The organism is Asanoa hainanensis (assembly GCF_900188485.1).
Lineage (GTDB): Bacteria > Actinomycetota > Actinomycetes > Mycobacteriales > Micromonosporaceae > Asanoa > Asanoa hainanensis.
Window position 1 is genome coordinate 126,635 of the sequence record NZ_FZPH01000007.1, and the last position, 16,894, is coordinate 143,528.

18 protein-coding genes are annotated in these 16,894 nt (G+C 70.1%); 10 read left to right on the forward strand and 8 right to left on the reverse strand.

The features are described from left to right. The first annotated feature begins 105 nt into the window (after window positions 1-105). Complete coding sequence (locus CHC05_RS18930; protein ID WP_245871070.1) at window positions 106-1,200, forward strand: pyridoxal-phosphate dependent enzyme; 1,095 nt, start codon at window positions 106-108, stop codon at window positions 1,198-1,200. Between the two features lie 32 nt (window positions 1,201-1,232). Here CHC05_RS18930 and CHC05_RS18935 read toward each other — a convergent pair whose 3' ends face one another. After that, window positions 1,233-3,731 carry a helix-turn-helix domain-containing protein gene (locus tag CHC05_RS18935; protein WP_179266262.1) on the reverse strand — a complete coding sequence of 833 codons (2,499 nt, stop codon included), beginning with the start codon at window positions 3,729-3,731 and terminating at the stop codon, window positions 1,233-1,235. 190 nt (window positions 3,732-3,921) lie between these two features. Here CHC05_RS18935 and CHC05_RS18940 point away from each other — a divergent pair, with 190 nt between their 5' ends. Further along, the gene (locus CHC05_RS18940; protein WP_144022666.1) at window positions 3,922-4,224 is read left to right on the forward strand and encodes a DNA-binding response regulator; all 303 of its coding nucleotides are present in this window, start codon (window positions 3,922-3,924) and stop codon (window positions 4,222-4,224) included. A gap of 7 nt (window positions 4,225-4,231) precedes the next feature. Here the strand turns inward: CHC05_RS18940 and CHC05_RS18945 are convergent, their stop codons facing one another. Continuing rightward, a complete protein-coding gene (locus tag CHC05_RS18945; protein ID WP_179266263.1) occupies window positions 4,232-5,059 on the reverse strand; it encodes an alpha/beta fold hydrolase in 828 nt (275 codons plus the stop codon). Between the two features lie 109 nt (window positions 5,060-5,168). Here CHC05_RS18945 and CHC05_RS18950 point away from each other — a divergent pair, with 109 nt between their 5' ends. From CHC05_RS18950 to CHC05_RS18965, 4 genes are read left to right on the forward strand one after another with little or no spacing between them, the layout of a single operon-like run. Then, window positions 5,169-6,101: an ornithine carbamoyltransferase gene (locus CHC05_RS18950; protein WP_245871034.1), complete on the forward strand. Its 933-nt coding sequence runs from the start codon at window positions 5,169-5,171 to the stop codon at window positions 6,099-6,101. Then, window positions 6,098-8,773 carry an amino acid adenylation domain-containing protein gene (locus tag CHC05_RS18955; RefSeq protein WP_089250639.1) on the forward strand — a complete coding sequence of 892 codons (2,676 nt, stop codon included), beginning with the start codon at window positions 6,098-6,100 and terminating at the stop codon, window positions 8,771-8,773. The genes CHC05_RS18950 and CHC05_RS18955 overlap by 4 nt, the downstream gene beginning before the upstream one ends. After that, entirely contained in the window at window positions 8,770-9,603 is an 834-nt protein-coding gene (locus tag CHC05_RS42515; protein WP_089250641.1) for a metallophosphoesterase family protein, read from the forward strand. The genes CHC05_RS18955 and CHC05_RS42515 overlap by 4 nt, the downstream gene beginning before the upstream one ends. Beyond that, on the forward strand, window positions 9,600-10,307 hold the full coding sequence (locus tag CHC05_RS18965; RefSeq protein WP_089250643.1) for a 4'-phosphopantetheinyl transferase family protein: 708 nt from the start codon (window positions 9,600-9,602) through the stop codon (window positions 10,305-10,307). The genes CHC05_RS42515 and CHC05_RS18965 overlap by 4 nt, the downstream gene beginning before the upstream one ends. On the opposite strand, the gene CHC05_RS18970 is transcribed toward CHC05_RS18965, so the two are convergent. Both CHC05_RS18970 and CHC05_RS18975 read right to left on the reverse strand, forming a co-directional pair. Then, the gene (locus CHC05_RS18970; protein WP_089250645.1) at window positions 10,199-11,950 is read right to left on the reverse strand and encodes an ABC transporter ATP-binding protein; all 1,752 of its coding nucleotides are present in this window, start codon (window positions 11,948-11,950) and stop codon (window positions 10,199-10,201) included. The genes CHC05_RS18965 and CHC05_RS18970 overlap by 109 nt on opposite strands. Then, window positions 11,947-12,420 (reverse strand): ATP-binding cassette domain-containing protein, encoded by a 474-nt coding sequence (locus CHC05_RS18975; RefSeq protein ID WP_425426796.1) that lies wholly within the window; start codon window positions 12,418-12,420, stop codon window positions 11,947-11,949. The genes CHC05_RS18970 and CHC05_RS18975 overlap by 4 nt, the downstream gene beginning before the upstream one ends. 233 nt (window positions 12,421-12,653) lie before the next feature. On the opposite strand from CHC05_RS18975, the gene CHC05_RS18980 reads away from it, so the two are divergent. Further along, window positions 12,654-13,058 carry a hypothetical protein gene (locus tag CHC05_RS18980; RefSeq protein ID WP_144022667.1) on the forward strand — a complete coding sequence of 135 codons (405 nt, stop codon included), beginning with the start codon at window positions 12,654-12,656 and terminating at the stop codon, window positions 13,056-13,058. Then, complete coding sequence (locus tag CHC05_RS18985; RefSeq protein WP_089250651.1) at window positions 13,058-13,549, forward strand: hypothetical protein; 492 nt, start codon at window positions 13,058-13,060, stop codon at window positions 13,547-13,549. The genes CHC05_RS18980 and CHC05_RS18985 overlap by 1 nt, the downstream gene beginning before the upstream one ends. Here CHC05_RS18985 and CHC05_RS18990 read toward each other — a convergent pair. The 3 genes from CHC05_RS18990 to CHC05_RS19000 all read right to left on the reverse strand — a co-directional run bounded on the left by CHC05_RS18990 (window position 13,528) and on the right by CHC05_RS19000 (window position 14,819). Next, window positions 13,528-13,896 (reverse strand): nuclear transport factor 2 family protein, encoded by a 369-nt coding sequence (locus CHC05_RS18990; protein ID WP_089250653.1) that lies wholly within the window; start codon window positions 13,894-13,896, stop codon window positions 13,528-13,530. The two genes, CHC05_RS18985 and CHC05_RS18990, sit on opposite strands and share 22 nt — an antisense overlap. A 41-nt stretch (window positions 13,897-13,937) precedes the next feature. Next, the gene (locus CHC05_RS18995) at window positions 13,938-14,513 is read right to left on the reverse strand and encodes a dihydrofolate reductase family protein (RefSeq protein WP_089250655.1); all 576 of its coding nucleotides are present in this window, start codon (window positions 14,511-14,513) and stop codon (window positions 13,938-13,940) included. 102 nt (window positions 14,514-14,615) lie between these two features. After that, the gene (locus CHC05_RS19000; RefSeq protein ID WP_089251045.1) at window positions 14,616-14,819 is read right to left on the reverse strand and encodes a DUF7489 domain-containing protein; all 204 of its coding nucleotides are present in this window, start codon (window positions 14,817-14,819) and stop codon (window positions 14,616-14,618) included. A gap of 84 nt (window positions 14,820-14,903) precedes the next feature. Here CHC05_RS19000 and CHC05_RS19005 point away from each other — a divergent pair, with 84 nt between their 5' ends. Next, window positions 14,904-15,575 (forward strand): TetR/AcrR family transcriptional regulator C-terminal domain-containing protein, encoded by a 672-nt coding sequence (locus CHC05_RS19005; protein WP_089250657.1) that lies wholly within the window; start codon window positions 14,904-14,906, stop codon window positions 15,573-15,575. A gap of 148 nt (window positions 15,576-15,723) precedes the next feature. Next, window positions 15,724-15,948 (forward strand): tautomerase family protein, encoded by a 225-nt coding sequence (locus CHC05_RS19010; protein ID WP_089250659.1) that lies wholly within the window; start codon window positions 15,724-15,726, stop codon window positions 15,946-15,948. On the opposite strand, the gene CHC05_RS19015 is transcribed toward CHC05_RS19010, so the two are convergent. Continuing rightward, window positions 15,945-16,718, reverse strand: a complete 774-nt coding sequence (locus tag CHC05_RS19015; RefSeq protein ID WP_218824590.1) for an IclR family transcriptional regulator — start codon at window positions 16,716-16,718, stop codon at window positions 15,945-15,947. The genes CHC05_RS19010 and CHC05_RS19015 overlap by 4 nt on opposite strands. Between the last annotated feature and the right edge of the window lie 176 nt (window positions 16,719-16,894).

Below are 16,894 nucleotides of genomic sequence, written 5' to 3' on the forward strand. Positions count from 1 at the left end.
ATGCTGGTACCGGGCCGACGAGGCCAACAAGGCCGGCCGGCGTTGATGGCGACAACTCGCCACACCCTTGGCGAACGCCTGGCCGGCTTGCATCCTGGCGGGGTGATGGCCGGACTGCGGCAACCGATCGCGCCGACTCCGGTGTCGGAGCTGGGAATCACCCTGCGCGGGTCCCGGCATCGGTTGCTGCTCAAGCACGAATGCCACAACCCGTCCGGCTCGGTCAAGGACCGCACGGCGATCGGCCTGCTGCGCGCGCTCGACCGGGCGCGACCGCTGCGGCCGGGCACGACGGTCGTCGAGTCCACCTCGGGGAACCTGGGCATCGCACTGGCGACCCAGCTGGCCCGCCTGGACTGCCATCTCATCGCGGTCATCGACCCGAAGACGCCACTGGTCACCAGGCAGACGTTGCTCGCGGCAGGAGCGTCGATCCGCCTGGTGGACGAACCGGACGGGCAGGGCGGTTACCTGATGAACCGGTTGTCGACCGTACGGGAGCTGTGTCGGCGCAACCCCCGGTATCGCTGGACGAACCAGTACGAGAACCCGGCCAACCCGGACATCCACGCGCAGACCACGGCGCCGGAGATCCTCCGGCAGGGCGGCCCGGACCTCGACGCGGTGTACGTCGCCGTCTCCACCGGCGGAACGATCGCCGGCATCGCGCGGCACATCCGGCCACGCAACGGCGGCGTGCGGCTGATCGCCGTGGACGCCGACCCCTCCCTGGCGACGGCTGGCCCCGACCTGGGCGGCCAACCGGCCGGCGGCTCACCGCGGGCCAGGGCGGTGCCGGGGATCGGCGCGAGCCGGCGGTCGTCGTTCCTGGTGGCCGACAGCTTCGACAGACGCGCCACGGTGCGCGACCCCGACGCCATCGCGATGTGCCGCATCCTGCGCGCGGACACCGGCGTCGGGGTCGGCGGGTCGACGGGGTTCGTCCTGCGGGCCTGCGTGGCCGACCTGGCCGGCGCCGAGCCGTTCCGGTTGCCGCTGTGTCTTTCACCGGACGACGCGAGCAAGTACGAGGACACCGTCTACGACGATCGGTGGCTCGACCACGTGGGCCTGACCGACAGCGTGGGCCGGGCGGTCGACCGGCTCCGCGCCGACGGCCTGACCATCGAGCTCGTCCACGGCCCGACTTCCTGGCGGGGCGCAGCTGACGGTTCTCCCGTGCTCAGGTCACTGTCGTGAACCGGGTCGTCGCGCGCCGTCGACCGGGTTCGTCACGTGGCGACCTGCAGCGGGAACCGTGGCGGCGAGATGCCGAGTGTCCGATACAAGGTGTGCGCCTCGGCGAGCAACCGTTCCGCGGCCGGGTCACGGGACCGCTCGGCGGCGACGGCCAGTGCGAGGAGCGTGCGGGCGCGCAGCACCGGAACCTCGTTCTCGCTCCAGAACAGCAGGGCCCGGTGGAGCCGCTCGGGCCCACCGTCGAGGCCGTAGCGGACCGCCAGCTCGCCGTGGGAGAGCTCGGTGAGCGCGAGCCCCCAGTCGTACCCGCGGCTGGCGAACATCTTCCGCGCGGCGGCGTAGGTCCGCTCGGCCTCGGCGGCCCGGGCCGGGTCCTCGGCGAGAACCTCACCCAGCACGCGGAGGCTCTGCGCGGCCCCGATCAGGTCGCCGATCCGCTCGAACAGCGTCGCGGAGCGGCGCGCCGCCAGCTCGGCCTCCGCCAACCTGCCGACCGCTCGCAGCGCGCCGGCCAGCCCACGGGAGGTCTGCCCGATGAGATACGGATCGCCGGCCTGTTCGGCGAGCTCGGCCGCCTCGGTGCTGTGCCGGACCGCCCCTTCGCCCTCGCCGCGCTGCCGCAACAGGAAGGACAGGTTGCCCAGCGTGATGACCAGTGCCCCGGCCAGACCGAGCCGCCGTAGCGACCCGGCGGCGACGTGCAGTTCCGTCACAGCCTCGTCGAGGTGGCCGGTCAGGCTGTACCTGAAGCCCAGCTCCTTGCGGGCCAGGGCTGTCCCCACCGGGTCGGCGAGCCGCTCGGCGAGCTGCCACGACTCCCGCAGGGCCGCTTCGGCGGCCGCCCAGTCGTCGAGTTCGACCAGGCAGCTGCCCAGCCCGCGCAGCATGGCGACGACACCGTGGTCGTCCCCGGCGGCCCGACACGCGTCCAGGGCGGCCCGCATCGTGCGATGCCAGTCGTCGTAGTAGCCGCGCAGTTGGAAGAACTCGGCGCAGCCGCCGGCCAGGTCGCGCGCCACGCCGGCGAGGCCGGCGGCGGCGGTGGTCGCGATCAGCACGGCGAGGCAGTCCCGTTCGGCCTCGAACCAGTCGACGGGATGTCCGGTCACGATGTCGACCGTCCGCGGGTCCACCGCCGCCTCGGCCTCCGCACCGCCGTCCAGATAGAGGCGCTCGCAGCAGGCGTGTGCCCCGGCGTGCCTCAGCAACCCCAACCAGCCCCGCGCGACGCGCCGCAGGGCGCTGGTCCAGACGGCGTCGGGAATCTCCGCCTCCCGGCACTCGCGTGCGAACAACCGGGTCATCTCGTGGTAGCGGTAACGCGGCTGGTGGACCCGGTCAGGCCCGGCCGGCTCCAGCAGCCGCGCGTCGAGCAGTTCGTCGAGGACGGCTGCGGCCTCCGCGGGCGACGTGTCCAACAGCGACGCGACGACCCACTCCGGGAAGGACCGGACACCGAGCGCGCCCAGCAGGGCGAACGCGCGTGCCGCGGGCGGCGTGAGCTGGCGATGGGCCATCTGCAGGGTCGGACGCACGGCGAGGTCACCGTGGCGCAGCTCGTCGAGCCGTCGCCGCTCGTCCGCGAGCCGTTCGGCCAGTCTGCCGATCTGCCAGTCGGGCCGCGCGGCCAGCCGCGCCGCGGCGATCCGGACGGCCAGCGGAAGGTTGCCGCACGCGGCGACGAGCTCGGCCGCCGATTCCGGCTCGAGCTGGACCCGCTGTGTGCCGGCCACCTTGCCGAGCAGCTCGATGGCCGCGGAGGTGGGCAGCGGTGGCAGGTCGACCGCCGCCGCCCCCGGCAGCCCGGTCAGCGGCAGCCGGCTGGTCACCAGGACGGCCGCTCCCTCCGCCGGCAGCAGTGGGGTCACCTGGTGGTGGCCGAGGGCGTCGTCGAGGACCAGCAGCACCCGTCGCCCGGCGACCCGGGCCCGGAATGCCGCGGCGCGCGCATCCAGCCCGTTGGGGACCGCTGCGGCGTCCACGCCCAGCATCTGCAGGAGCTGGGCCAGCGCGTCGGCGGGGTCGACCGCTGTCTCGCCCCTCCGGCCGAGCACCACGTAGAGCTGGCCGTCCGGGAACCGGGAGGCCAGACGGTGACCGGCGTGCACGGCGAGCGCGCTCTTGCCGACTCCGGGCGGGCCGGAGATCACCGCCAGGCGTGGCCCGGCCGCGTCGGGGTCGAGGATGTGGTCGAGCACGGCGAACTCCGCGTCCCGGCCGACGAAGTCGGCCGGGTCCGCCGGTAGCTGACGGATCTGCCCGTCGGGCGCGGGCGGGCGATCCGGTCGCACCACCCGGTTGCTCCAGAAGAGCGTCTGCCCGGACGCCACGAACTCGAGCCTGGCGTTTCCCTCCAGCCGCAGCGCTCCCGCGAGTCGGTCCAACGTGTCTGGTCGGGGGCTGCGTCCCCGGCCTCGCTCCATGTCACCGATCGACCGGGGGCTGATCCCGGCCTGCTCGGCGAGTGCCTCCTGGGTGAGTCGCTGTGCTAAGCGATGTTGGCGCAGTAGCTCGCCGAACCCGACTGCCACGTTCTCGCACTCTACGCCGCCGACCGCTGTCACACCGTCCCCGACGGGCCGCGGCGTCGATCGAATCCGCATTGGACGTCCGCTCAACGTCCGCCTCAATGTCCGCCTCAACGGCCTGTTCGGATGGATGATCGTTGGCTGTCATTGGTTTCGCCGGTCCAGGCGGTTGCCCAGGTTCGAAAGGATCCGCGTGTCCGAGGCAGAGTTGTCCCACGACCATGATCATTGCGCCCCGCGGCTGCTTCCCGACCATTTGCGACCGATCCTGGCCGCGCTGCTCAGTGGAGCGACCGATACCGCGGCGAGTCACCGACTCAACGTCTCGCCCCGGACCTTCACCCGCCGGATCACCGAGCTGCTCGACTACTTCGACGTCCAGACGCGGTTCCAGGCGGGTGTGAAGATCGGTCTGTCAGGCATCACCGAAGAGCTCGAGAGCGCGCGCAAGACCGACCCGCGGCAACCGCCGTTCGGCGTGGTCCCACCGAGGTAGCACTCTCCTACCCGGCCAGCAGCGGCGCTCCGGCGTCGACCTGGGCGAGGAACCGCAGGATCTCGGCGTTCACCGCGTCGGGCCGCTCCAGGAAACCGAAGTGCCCGAGGCCGGCGAGCTCCACCCAGCCACAGTGCGGAATCACCTCGTGGACCTCGGCACCGAAGGCGGGGGGCGAGATCAGGTCCAGCGCGAACGCGATGACCAGGCATGGCCGGCGGATGCCGGCGAGCACCTGCCGCCGGTCAGGAATAGCGGTCAGCTCGTACTGTGCGGCCGGGCCCGGTCCGCTGACCGGGAACCGCTTCAGCAGCTCCATCCAGTCGCTCACGCGTCGGTCGTCACCGAGCGTCAGCGGCCCGAAGAGCTGGCCGAGGTGCGCGACGACCTCGGCATCGGTGACCGGGCCGGCGGCGCGGGCCCGCGCCGCCAGCGCCCGGGCCAGGGACCGTCGGTAGTGGTCGGTGCGTGCCCTGGTCCCGAGGAGGACCGCGGAACGGACCAGCTCGGGGCGGGCCGCCGCGAGCTCCTGCGCCACGAACGCGCCGAGCGAGGCGCCGACCACGTGACAGGGGCCCTGGCCGAGATCCTCGATCAGCTGGGCGGCGTCGGCCACCACGTCGGCGAGCCGGTACGGCCCCTGCGGTGCGGGGGAGGGTGCCAGGCCGCGGTGGTTGGCCACGACCACCCGGTATCCCGCCGAGACGAGCGCGGGCACCTGGTGGGCGTTCCACACCTCGCCGCGGGTCGCCGCGGGTGGCAGGAGCACTACCGGCACACCGGTGCCGTTGGACTGCCGGGAAAGCACGACGGGAGCCGGATCGTCGGTACGCACGCAGCGAGCCAATCGCCGGGTCCGACAACGGTCAAGCGGCTGACGAGTTCTCGCCAACCTGGCCCGCAGGCGTTGTTCGGGTGCTCGGCTCGCGGCGAGGCTGTCTGCCGTGCACGTCACCTCGATCATCGACCTCGACGACCGGGACCTGGACTACCTGGTGCGTCGCTCGGCCTGGTACGCCGACCCCGACACGAACCAGCACCGCCCACTGCTCGGCTGTGTGGTGGGCAGCTACTTCCGGGCCACCTCGACCCGCACCAGAACCGCGTTCGCCAGCGCGGCCCTGCGCCTGGGCGCCGGGCACATCGCGTACGGGCCGAACGACCTTCAGCTCAACACCGGCGAGTCCATGTCGGACACGGCGCGGGTGTTCGGGTCCATGTTGGATGCCCTGGTCGTGCGGACCGCCGGCGACCCGCTGGAGTTGCGGACCCTGACCGAACAGGGTCGCATGTCGGTCGTCAACGCGATGACCGCCGACGAGCATCCCACCCAGGCGATCGCCGACCTGTCCACGATGCTGTGCCACTTCGGACGGATCGCCGGGCTCCGGGTGCTCTACCTGGGCGAGGGCAACAACACCGCGGTGGCCCTGGCGTACGCCCTGACCCACTACCCGGGCGTCGAGCTGTGCCTTGCCACACCGCCGGGCTACGGGTTGCCGCCGGAGGTCTCGGCCCGGGCCAAGGCGATCGCCGCCGAGCACGGCGCCACCTTCGTCGAGTGCGCCCACCCGGATGCCGCGATCGACGGCGCGGACGTCGTCTACACCACGCGTTGGCAGACCACCGGGACGACCAAGCCCGATCCGGACTGGCGCCAGGCGTTCGCGCCGTTCCAGGTCGGCGACGCGGTGATGCGGCGCAACCCGGGTGCGGCGTTCATGCACGACCTGCCGGCGCATCGGGGCGAGGAGGTGACCGCCTCGGTGCTCGACGGGCCGGACAGCATCGCGTTCCGGCAGGCCGAGCAGAAGATGCACAGCGCCAAGGCGGTGCTCGAGTGGTGCCTGCGCGGCCGAACGGCTGACCTCCCATGACGACGGACGGCGGCCCCGGCGGCCGCGCGACGGCCGAGGCGTTGTTGGTGGAGTTGGTGGGTCGGCGGGTGGTGGGGTCGCCGGGTGGGGTGGCGGTGTGTGGTGTGGATGGTGTGTTGACGTTTGAGCAGTTGCATGAGCGGGCGGGGTTGTTGGCGGGTCGGTTGGTGGGTTTGGGGGTGGGGCGGGGTTCGGTGGTGGGTGTGGTGATGGGTCGTGGGGTGGGTTTGGTGGTGGGGTTGTTGGGGGTTTTGTATGCGGGGGCGGCGTATGTGCCGGTGGATGTGGGTGATCCGGTGGTGCGGCGTCGGGAGCGTTTGGTGGCGGCGGGTGTGGGGGTGGTGGTTGCTGATGATGTGGCGGGTGTGGAGTCGGTTGTTGCGGGTTTAGGGATTGTGGTGGTGGGTGTTGATGGGGGTGGTGGTTCGGTTTTTGTGGGGAGGCCGGGGCCGTTGGATTTGGCGTATGTGATGTTTACGTCGGGGTCGACGGGTGGTCCGAAGGGGGTGATGGTTTCTCATGGGGCGGTGGCGAGTTTTTTGGGTTGGTTGGCTCGTTGTCATCCTTTGGGGCCGGGGGATCGGGTGGTGTTGAAGACTCCGTTTACGTTTGATGTGTCGGTTCCGGAGTTGTTTTGGCCGTTGGTGTGTGGTGCGACGGTGGTGGTGGCGCCGCCGGGGGTGCATCGGGAGCCGGTGGCGTTGGCGGCGTTTATGGGTGAGTTTGGTGTGACGCACGCGAATTTTGTGCCGTCGATGTTGGATGCGTTTTTGGAGTTGGTGCCGTCGGTGCCGGCTGGTTTGCGGCATGTGTTCGCGGCGGGTGAGGTGTTGCGGCCGGGGACGGTGGAGCGGTTTCGGCGGCGGTGTGGTGCGCGTTTGTACAACTTTTATGGTCCGACGGAGTCGACGGTTTATGCGTCGGGGTTCGCGGTGGGTGAGCGGGTTCCGGTGGGGGGTGTGCCGATCGGTGGTCCGGTGGGTGAGGTGCGGGCGTATGTGTTGGACGGGGATTTGTGTCCGGTGCCTGATGGTGTGGTGGGTGGTTTGTTTTTGGGTGGTCCGCAGTTGGCGCGGGGGTATGTGGGTCAGCCGGGTTTGACGGCGGGGGTTTTTGTTCCGGATCCGTTTGGTGGGGGTGGTGGTCGGCTTTATTGGACGGGGGATTTGGCGTGTGTGAATGGTGATGGTTTGTTGGAGTTTGCTGGTCGTGTTGATGATCAGGTGAAGATTGGTGGGGTGCGGGTTGATCCTGGTGAGATTGAGGGGGTGTTGTTGGGTTATTCGGGTGTGGTTGGTGCGGTGGTGACCGTTGCGGGTGATCAGCGGTTGGTGGCGCATGTGGTGTTGGCTGATGGTGTGGTTGTGTCGGGTGTGGAGTTACGGCGTTTTGTGGCGGGGTGTTTGCCGGCGTTGTTGGTTCCTGCTCATGTGTTCGTGTTGGGTGAGTTCCCGTTGACGTCCAGCGGCAAAATCGACCGGCGGGCCTTGCCGATGCCGGAGGCCGAGTCGCCGACGGAATACCTGGCTCCCCGCAACGCGCGGGAAGAGCTCATCGCCGAGGTGTGGCGGCGCGAGCTGCGCTGTGGCCCGGTCGGTGTGGACCAGGACTTCCTCGCCCTCGGCGGGAACTCGTTGGCCGCCATGCGGATCGCTGTCAGGCTGGCCAAGGACCACGGCCTCAAGGTCTCGGTGGCCCACGTGCTGCAGTTCCGCACCGTCGCCGCCCTGGCCGCGACGCTGGGATCGACCGACGACGCCCCGCCCGCCGCGACACCCGAGGAGGACCGGACCCGGGCGGTCCGCTCCAACGTGATGTCCACCCTGGCGTCCGCCGCCGATGCCAGCCTGGTCTGGTTCCGGCGTTCGGGCGAGTCGACTCCGCTGTTCTGCGTCCACCCGGGCGGTGGCAGCGCGCACTGGTACCAGCACCTCACCGACCAGCTGCCGGCCTCCGTGCCGGTGGCCGGATTCCAGCACCCGGGGCTGCTCGACCCCGTGGACGCGGCCTGTGGCACCGAACACCTCGCCGCCCGGTACGTCGACGAGCTGCGGGCCACCCGGCCGAGCGGACCGTACCGCCTGTTCGGCTGGTGTGGCGGTGCGCCGATCGCCTGGGAGATGGCCATCCGCCTGCGGCGCCTCGGAGCCGACGTCACGCTGGTCCTGCTCGACCCGATGCTGCAGGTCGCCGGCCTCACTGTGGACGGTGGGGAGAACCTACGGGTGCTCACCGCCTGCGACACCGCGTACCGGCGGCTCGCCGTGGAGACGTCGCCGGACCGGGTCGCGTCGTTGCGGGCCGAGATCGCGGAACTGTTGCCGATGATCGTCGCGGAGCCGCACCACGCGCACCTCGACGATCCTGATCTCGACGAGGTCTGGCCGGTCGCGGTGCGCAGCTGGCGGCGCCAGATCGAGGCGCGGATACCGTACCGGTACGCCGCCTACGACGGTGCCGTCCACCTGGTGGCCAGCGACGAGCTCGTCGGCGGCTTCCACGAGGCTCTCGCCGGACTCACCTTCGACGACTACGTGCAGCGGTGGCGGCATCTCACCTCGGCCGAGGTCACCGTGCGCCGCGTGAGCGGTGGAAACCTCACGGCGATGCTGCCGCCCCACGTGAGCGAGCTGGCGGGGCACCTGGTGGACATCTTCCCCGACGAGCCGTGACGGCCTCCCTGTTCGCGGTCAGCGACCTGCATGTCTCCCACCCGGAGAACAGAGCGGTCGTGGACCGCCTGCGCCCCGAATCGGACGGTGACTGGCTCATCGTGGCGGGCGACGTCGGCGAGATCTTCGGTGACGTCGAGGCGACCCTGCGCCTGCTGCGTCGCCGCTTCCAGACCGTGATCTGGGCGCCGGGCAACCACGAACTGTGGACGCACAACAGCGATCCGGTCAGGCTGCGGGGCGTGGCCCGGTACGACGCGCTGGTGCGGATGTGCCGCGACAACGGGATCGTCACCCCGGAGGACGAGTATCCGGTCTGGCGCGGGGCCGGCGGTCCGGCGATCGTGACACCGTTGTTCCAGCTCTACGACTACTCCTTCGCCGCACCCGGCACGACGACCAAGGAGGATTCGCTGCGGCGGGCGTACGAGGTCGGAGTGGTGTGCACCGACGAGGTGCTGCTGCACCCGGACCCGTACCCCGACCGCGAGTCGTGGTGCCGCGCCCGCCTGGAGCACACCGAACGCCGGCTCGCGGCCACGGATCCCGCGCTGCCCACCGTGCTCGTCAGCCACTGGCCGCTGGTGCGGGCGCCCACGGAGGTGATGTGGTACCCGGAGTTCGCGCAATGGTGCGGCACCGTCGGCACCCGCGACTGGCACGTCCGGTTCCGCGCTGCCGTGGCCGTCTACGGGCATCTGCACATCCCGCGGACCACCCACCACGACGGCGTCCGGTTCGAGGAGGTGTCGCTCGGCTACCCCCGCGAGTGGCGCGAGCGGGGCACCGTCCCGCGGCCGATGCGGCGCGTCTTCGAGGCGGCCCCGTGATCGAGCGGCTACTGCCCTCGTCGGTCTCGTCGGCCGAAGCGTTCGCCGACGTGCCGGGCGAGCCCGTCCACCCGGGGGAGCAGGACCTGGTCCGGGACGCGGCGGCGATCCGGCGCGGCGAGTTCGTTACGGCGCGACGCTGCGCGCGGGAAGCGTTGGCCCGCCTCGGCTACCCGCCCGCGGCGATCCGGCCGGGGCCCCGCCGCGAGCCGCGCTGGCCCGACGGTGCGGTCGGCAGCATCACCCACTGCGCCGGCTACCGGGCGGCCGCGGTGGCGCGCGCGGTCGACCTCGCCGGTGTCGGCATCGACGCCGAACCGCACGGGCCGCTACCGGACGGCGTGGCCGACGTGGTCGCCGGCCCGGACGAGCTGGCCATGCTCGCCCGCGCGCGGCCGGGGACGCACTGGGACCGGGTGCTGTTCAGCGCCAAGGAGTCGATCTACAAGGTCTGGTACCCGCTGACCGGCCGCTGGCTCGGCTTCGAGGACGTACACCTGGCCATCGACCCGGTGACCAGCACCTTCCGCGGGCGGATACTGATCGACGGCACCCGTGCCGATGGCGGGCCGCCCCTCACCGAGCTGCACGGCAGCTACCTGATCGAGCACGGTCTCGTCCTGACCGCGGTGGCCGTGTCGTGCGGGGCACTATCGACATTGGGCGCCCGGGTGGAGTTCCAGGCATCCCATAGGCGGGAGTAGGTGCCCTGCGCCGCTACGAGGTCCTCGTGGGTGCCCGCCTCGATGATCCGGCCGTGCTCCATCACCACGATGTGGTCGCAGGCGGCGGCTTGGGAGAGGCGGTGGGCGATCACGAGGCCGGTACGGCCGGCCAGTGCGGCCTCGGCCGCCCGGTCGAGGAGGCCGGCGTGGGTGGAGCCGGCCTCGGCGGTCGCCTCGTCGAGGATCGCCAGATCCGGGTTGGCGAGCAGCAGCCGGGCGAGAGCGAGCTGTTGTGCCTGGGCGTCGGTGAGGGGATGCCCGCCGGTGCCGACGATGGTGTCCAGCCCGTCGGGGGCCTGGTCGAGGATGCCGGTGGCCTCGAGTGCCACATCGAGGTCGTGGTCGGTGGCCGCGGGTGCGGCCAAGGTGAGGTTGTCGCGCAGCGTGCCGGCGAACACGTGGACTTCCTGGGTGATGACCGCGGTGCGGTCGGGGCTCGCCACCGTTCCCGTCGAGGGCGGGTGGATGCCGGCGATCACGGCGGCGAGCGTGGTCTTGCCGGCCCCGGAGGCGCCGACGACCGCGACGTGCTGACCGGCGGGGATGTCCAGGGTGATCCCGTCGAGCACGAGCGGGCCGTCGCCGTACCGGAACGCGACGTCGCGGACGCGTACAGCGGCGCCCGTCTGCCTTTGCTCGTCCGCGGCGCCCATCGTGGCAACCCCGATCATGCGGCTCAGGGAGGCCAGGGCCGACTGCAGGGTGTCGATCACGAACATCAGCTGGTTGACCGGCCCGAGCAGGCGCAGGACGAGCAGCATGGCGGTGGTGGCTCCGCCGACCGTGGAGGCCCCGCGGTCGACGAGGAAGAAGCCGACGACCAGCACGGCCGCCAGGCTCAGGCATTCGCCGAGGTTCAGGCGGGTGTTGAACATGCTCTGCACCGCGCGGGCCCGCAGCCCCTGCACCGCGACCGCCCACGAGTTCGTCATCACGGCCTGGTGCCGCCGCGGGGCGAGTCCGAAGCCGCGCACGGTGGCCCAGCCGCGCTGGGACTCGACGATCTGCTGCGCGCGGGCGCTCATCGCCGCACGCTCGGCGCGGTACACCGCCGGCCCGGTGCGCAGATACCAGCGCAGGGCGAGCACGTAGACGGGCAGCACGACGGCGAACGCGACCGCATACGGCCATTCCAGTGCCGCGAGCCCGCCCAGCGACACGACGATGGTGAACACGGCGACCGTGACGGCCGGGAGCACCGTGGGGGCGGCGTCCGCCACGGCGGTCACGTCGTCGCTGCTCCGGGAGATCAGGTCGCCGGTGCCGGCGCGTTCGACGACGTGCTGCGGGAGTGCCAGGCCACGCTCGACGAGGCGTTCGCGCAGCGCGGCCAGGATGTGGTTGAAGACGCGCGTCGCGAGGACGATGGTCGCCGCGGTGCCGGCGGCGCCGAGGACCGCCGAGGCCAACATGGTCGCGGTGAGCGTCAGCACGGTGCCGAGATCGGCGGTGCCGGCCTGCACGCGTTCGACGAGGAGGCCGATCACCACGGGGACGACCAGGTCGACGGCGGTGCTGGCGAGTCCCACCACGGCGACGGCGGCGAGCCGGAGCCGATGCCCGCGGCTGAGCCGCCATATCTCTCGGGCCGCCTCCCGCCGGTTCGCCACGGGAAGCGTCATCTCGCGTCCGTCCGTTCGAGTACGGGCGTGTCCGCGAGCAGGTCGACGATCCGGTCGCAGCAGCCCAGCAGCGCCGGGGACGAGGTGATCAGCAGCGTCGAGCGCCCCGCGCGGAAGGTGCGCAACCGTCCTGCGATCGTCTGCTCGGTGACCGAGTCGACCGCGGTCGTCGGCTCGTGCAGCACCAGCACCGGCGCGTCGGTCGCCAGGGCCCGCGCGAGGGCGATGCGCTGGCGCTGGCCGCCGGAGAGCCGGTTGCCGTTCTCGCCGACCGGGGCGTCGAGATCGGCCGCGAAGTCGGCGCAGGCCGCCGCGCGCGCCGCGGCCCTCAACCGCTCAGGCGAACCGCCGATGTTGTCGCGGATCGTGCCGGTGAACAGCGTCACCCGGTGCGGCGCGACGGTGACCCGCGAGTGGTACTCAGCCGGGCGCACGTCGAGGCGCACCTCGATGCCGTTGTTCCTCACCACCAGAGGTCCCTCGTCCCGCTGCCTCCAGTCCGTCGAGCGCAACCGCCGACATGCTGCTTCCCGCGGAGGTCCTGGGCCGCGACTGGATCGCCATGGATTCGGCGGAGGTCCCACCATGGCCGTGGGTTCAGCCGGACTGCCCGACCTATCGTGACGCCGACTACGCCGCCCAATCTCATCGACTCCACGCGAGCCAACGCCGGTACACCAACGCGGCCACGGACCAGTCGGCGTTGAACATCGTCGAAACCTACGAGCCAGGCTGGGCGGCACGAGCGATGGCCGACCTACATCGCGTGCTGCGCACCTGCAGGAGCTACCAGGCTTCGGGAGCCGACATCTCGCTCAGGGCGGTGCCGACGACCAACGTCTGCGACGAGACAGTCACCGTGCATGGGCAGCTTCGCCGCCCGGGCAAGCCCCCGTCCACCGCGTACTTCGTCATCGTGCGCTGCGGCGATCAGGTCACCACGCTGGAGATCCCGTCGCTCGACGACACCGACCCCGCTGCGCACGACCTCGGCCGCCGATTGGCCGCGCGAATCCGGAACCGGCGTGGGCGGCCGCCGCGGCCGACGGCGAGATCGCACCTGCCAGCAGGCTCCCCGACCTCGTGGGCTGATATTTTGGCGAGCTGATGACGCAACGATTCGGTGACCGAGCCAGATTCTGTGTGGAGATCGGCGAGATCACGCCGCCCAGCATGCGCACCGTCGATCTATGGGCCGGCGGCAAGTGGCTCACCACAGACGACAACACGGTCTTTCTTCCCGTCTTCATCAATTTCCTACGGTCTACGGCAGCCCAGGTGGATCGCCGCGACGTCAGCCCGTGCCCGTTCCCGGAACGTTCGCCAGAGGAGATTTTCCGGCTGCTCTACGCGGACGACGAGACGGACTTCCGGGAGCAGTTCTGGCTGTTGCACTGGGGGGAGACCGTTGACAACGTGACGAGCTACGTCTATCTCGACGGTGACGACCTGGTGATCGTGTTCAGCTTCTGGCGAGCCGACCGTCCAATACCCGAGGACTTGGGCAAGGTTTTCGTTGCCAGAATCCCGCCGGACGAGTTCGTGGTCGTCCTCGAGCAAGCAGCTGATCTGTTGGATCAGACCACAGGGGTTTTCTGACTGAGTGCGCAGCGCCAGCGTCCATGCGAAGGGATGTAGACCTCGCTGATCCACTCGTCAGCCACGTACGGCACGTCGTCCCAGGCGCCAGAGCTCGCCTTGCGCGCCGTGAGGAGAACCGCGTCACCGGCGCGCACCGCGCGGTCGGTGCCGACCACGACCATGGTGTGATGGGTCAGCCGGCCCGACGCGATCCAGCCGATGATGTCGGACTTGGGCGTGGCGCCGTTCGGGCCTACGTAGACCCAGTCATCCGTCATGAAGCTCGCGACCAGGGGCGCGTCGTTACTGATCAGCGCCTCGTCCCACGCCGCCGAGATAGCGCGCACTTCGTCTTCGAGTGTCATCGTCCCTCGGCTGGCTGCCCCACGCTCCTCCTCGTCGCTGATCAACTGTGTCGGGTTGGCCGGTAGGTCAGCACCTGCGTGTCGCCGTCGAAGGTCTGGGCGTCGAGCAATTCGAGGTCGAAGTCGTCCGCCCCGTCGAAGACCCGGTCCACGCCAGTCTTCCCGGAGATCACCGGGAAGACCGTCACCTCGATGGTGTCGATCAGGCCGGCGTTCAGCAGCGTCCGGTTGAGCGTCAGACTGCCGTGGGACCGCAGCGGCAGCTGAGATTCGGCCTTCAGGCGCGTGACTACCTCGACCGGATCGCCGGACTCGATGGTCGTGTCCTGCCATTCGAGTGGCTCGGTCAGCCGGTTGGAGAGCACCGTGACGGGGGAGTCGAACATGCGCGTGATCCACCCGTCGAACTGGCTGCGGTCGAAGGCGGGGTTCAGGAACGGCGCGTTCGACAGGTAGGTCTTGGCGCCGAGCACCATGCGCAGCGGGTCGCGGTAGCCGGCGGCGCGATGCGCCAGGAACTCGGGGCCTTGCTTGCCCCAGTAGCCGCCCCAGTCCCCGTCGTGATTGGCGAAGCCGTCGAGCGTGGAAAAGATGTCGAAGGTGTACGTGGCGGTCACGGTGTCTCCTAGCGTGAAGGTGGTCGCGTCGAGCCTTGTGGTGGCGGCCTCAGCCTTGCTGCGAACGCCCCCGCCCGGTCGGATGAGCCGGTTGCGCCCGCATCACGCCCGCCGTGGGTCCTGGCCGGCCTCTTTGACCAGCCGGTCGCCGGGTTCGATCTGCTTCCACAGGTCTCTGGAGACCCTGATCTTCTCCTCCCGCCCGTCGTCGTAGCGGACTGTCACCCGCCGGTACAGATTTGACCCATCCAGCAGGCCTCGGGACTTCGCCGTCACCACGGCGTTCCATGCGTGTTCGCTGCTCATCTGGTCTCCGTCGTCGATCCGATAGGACCTCGACACGAAGGTTATCACCGATAAGCATCGACTGTGTGTCGGTAGGCTTCAGGCATGCCCCACCCTCGGCGCACGGACCGCCGCGCGATCGTGTCAGCAGCTATCGAGGTTCTGAACGACCGAGGCCTTGACGGTTTGTCCCTGCACGTGATCGCCGGGCGCCTGGGAATCCAGCAGCCGGCCCTGTATCACCACTTTGGGAACAAGGCAGAGCTGATGACCGCGGTCGCGGACGAGGTACTTGACCGGTGGCACACTGACCGGACTCCCGCCGCCGGCGAGCGCTGGCATGACTTCCTGGTCCGCAACGCCCGTAGCCTGCGGCACGCGATGCTCTCCGTGCGCGATGGGGCACGGCTGATCGCATCAGGCGGGCCCAGAACGCCGAGTATTGACAACGCGATCGCGCAGATCGGATTGCTGGAACGTAGCGGCTTCACTGGCCCCGACGCGATCCTGGCCTTCATCGCGGTGTCCCGATACACCATCGGCGCCGCCCTCGAACAGCAGACCGCCCGCGACGGCGGAGCCATCATCGTGCCTACCGAACCGGCCCATGCAGGGGCCGCTCACGTCGCGGAGATCGGAGCGAAAGTCACCGCGCTCGGGCCGGATCATGAGTTCGAGGTCGGCTTGTCGGCCCTGGTTCACGGTCTCGGTGGTCTAATCGGCAACCCGACATCAGAGACGGCCAGAGGCAAGGCCGACGCCAGCACCAGCCGATGACCACCCTCAACTGGAGCAACAAGCCGAATCAGGGTCAAGAATGTGAACGGGATCCCGCCTCGATTGCGGCTGGATGGCCGCCACGGTAGCGTGCGTTCACGTTGGTGAACTGAAGTCCGTAACCTGGATGCGCGGGAGAGGTGGCGCCATGCCTAACATCACCGTCGAGTTGCTGGCGGGGCGGTCCGTGGAGCAGCGTCGGGCCTTCGCTCAGGCTGTGACCGCGCACGCGGTCGAGATTCTTGGTGCTCGTCCGCAGGACGTTCGCATGGTGTTCAACGAGATCACTCCGGACATCGTGGCCAACGGGGGAGTGCTGGCCAGCGAGGACCCGAGTCGCGCCGCCGTCGTGGCGGCGTTCGACAAGGGCTAGCGCGTCGCCGACAGGCGGGCCTTGACGCTCAGCAGGGTCTCGATGATGAAGTCCTCGCGGCCCTGGTCGAGGCGGCTGATCGGGACCGCGACACTCACCGCGTCCGCAGACCGCTGCGAGAACGGCAGCGCGACGCCGAAGCACCGCACGCCCAGGCAGGACTCCTCGCTCTCTTCCGCGTACCCCAGCTGACCGGCCTTGTCGATGATCGCCAGCAGGGCGTTCCGGTCGGTGATCGTCTGGGTGGTGACCGGCTTGATCTGGTGGGGGATCAGCGGGTCGCGGACGTCTTCCGGCAGTTCGGCGAGCATCGCCCGGCCCAGGGCCGTCATGTACGCGGGCAGGCGGCGCCCGACGGCCGAGTACATCCGCAGCGGGTGCTTGGACTCCCGCTTCGCCGTGTAGATGATCTCGGCGCCTTCCAGGCGTCCCAGGTGGACGGTCTCTTCGGTCGCCGTCGCGATCTCGTCCATGACCGACCTGGCCTGCGAGAGCACCGGGTCGCCGTCGAGGTAGGCGGAGCTGACCGTCAGGGTGTGCACGCCCAGCCGGTAGACGCTGCCGGTCTGGTCGGTGTCCAGCCAGCCGCGGGCGCACATCGTGCGCAGCAGCGCGTGCAGGCTGCTCTTCGGGATGCCGAGGCGGGTCGCCAGCTGCAGCTGGGTGCCGGGGCCGTTGGCGGCGATGTCGTCCAGGAGGTCCAGGACGCGTGCGGCCGACTTGACCTGCGAGGTGGCGGAGCCGCCGCCGGCCGTCTTGTCCGTGTCCACCCAGACCTCCTCATCGACAGTGGCGCGCCTCAAGCATGCGCTCATCGCGCCGTGAGCGGTACCAGACTCAACCACAGTTCACATACGGGGACCAACTTCAAGCTCTTGACCTGTGATCCGAGCCATAGGTATCGTCCCGATTGGTTCACGTAGCTGAACGCGGTTCACAAACGAGG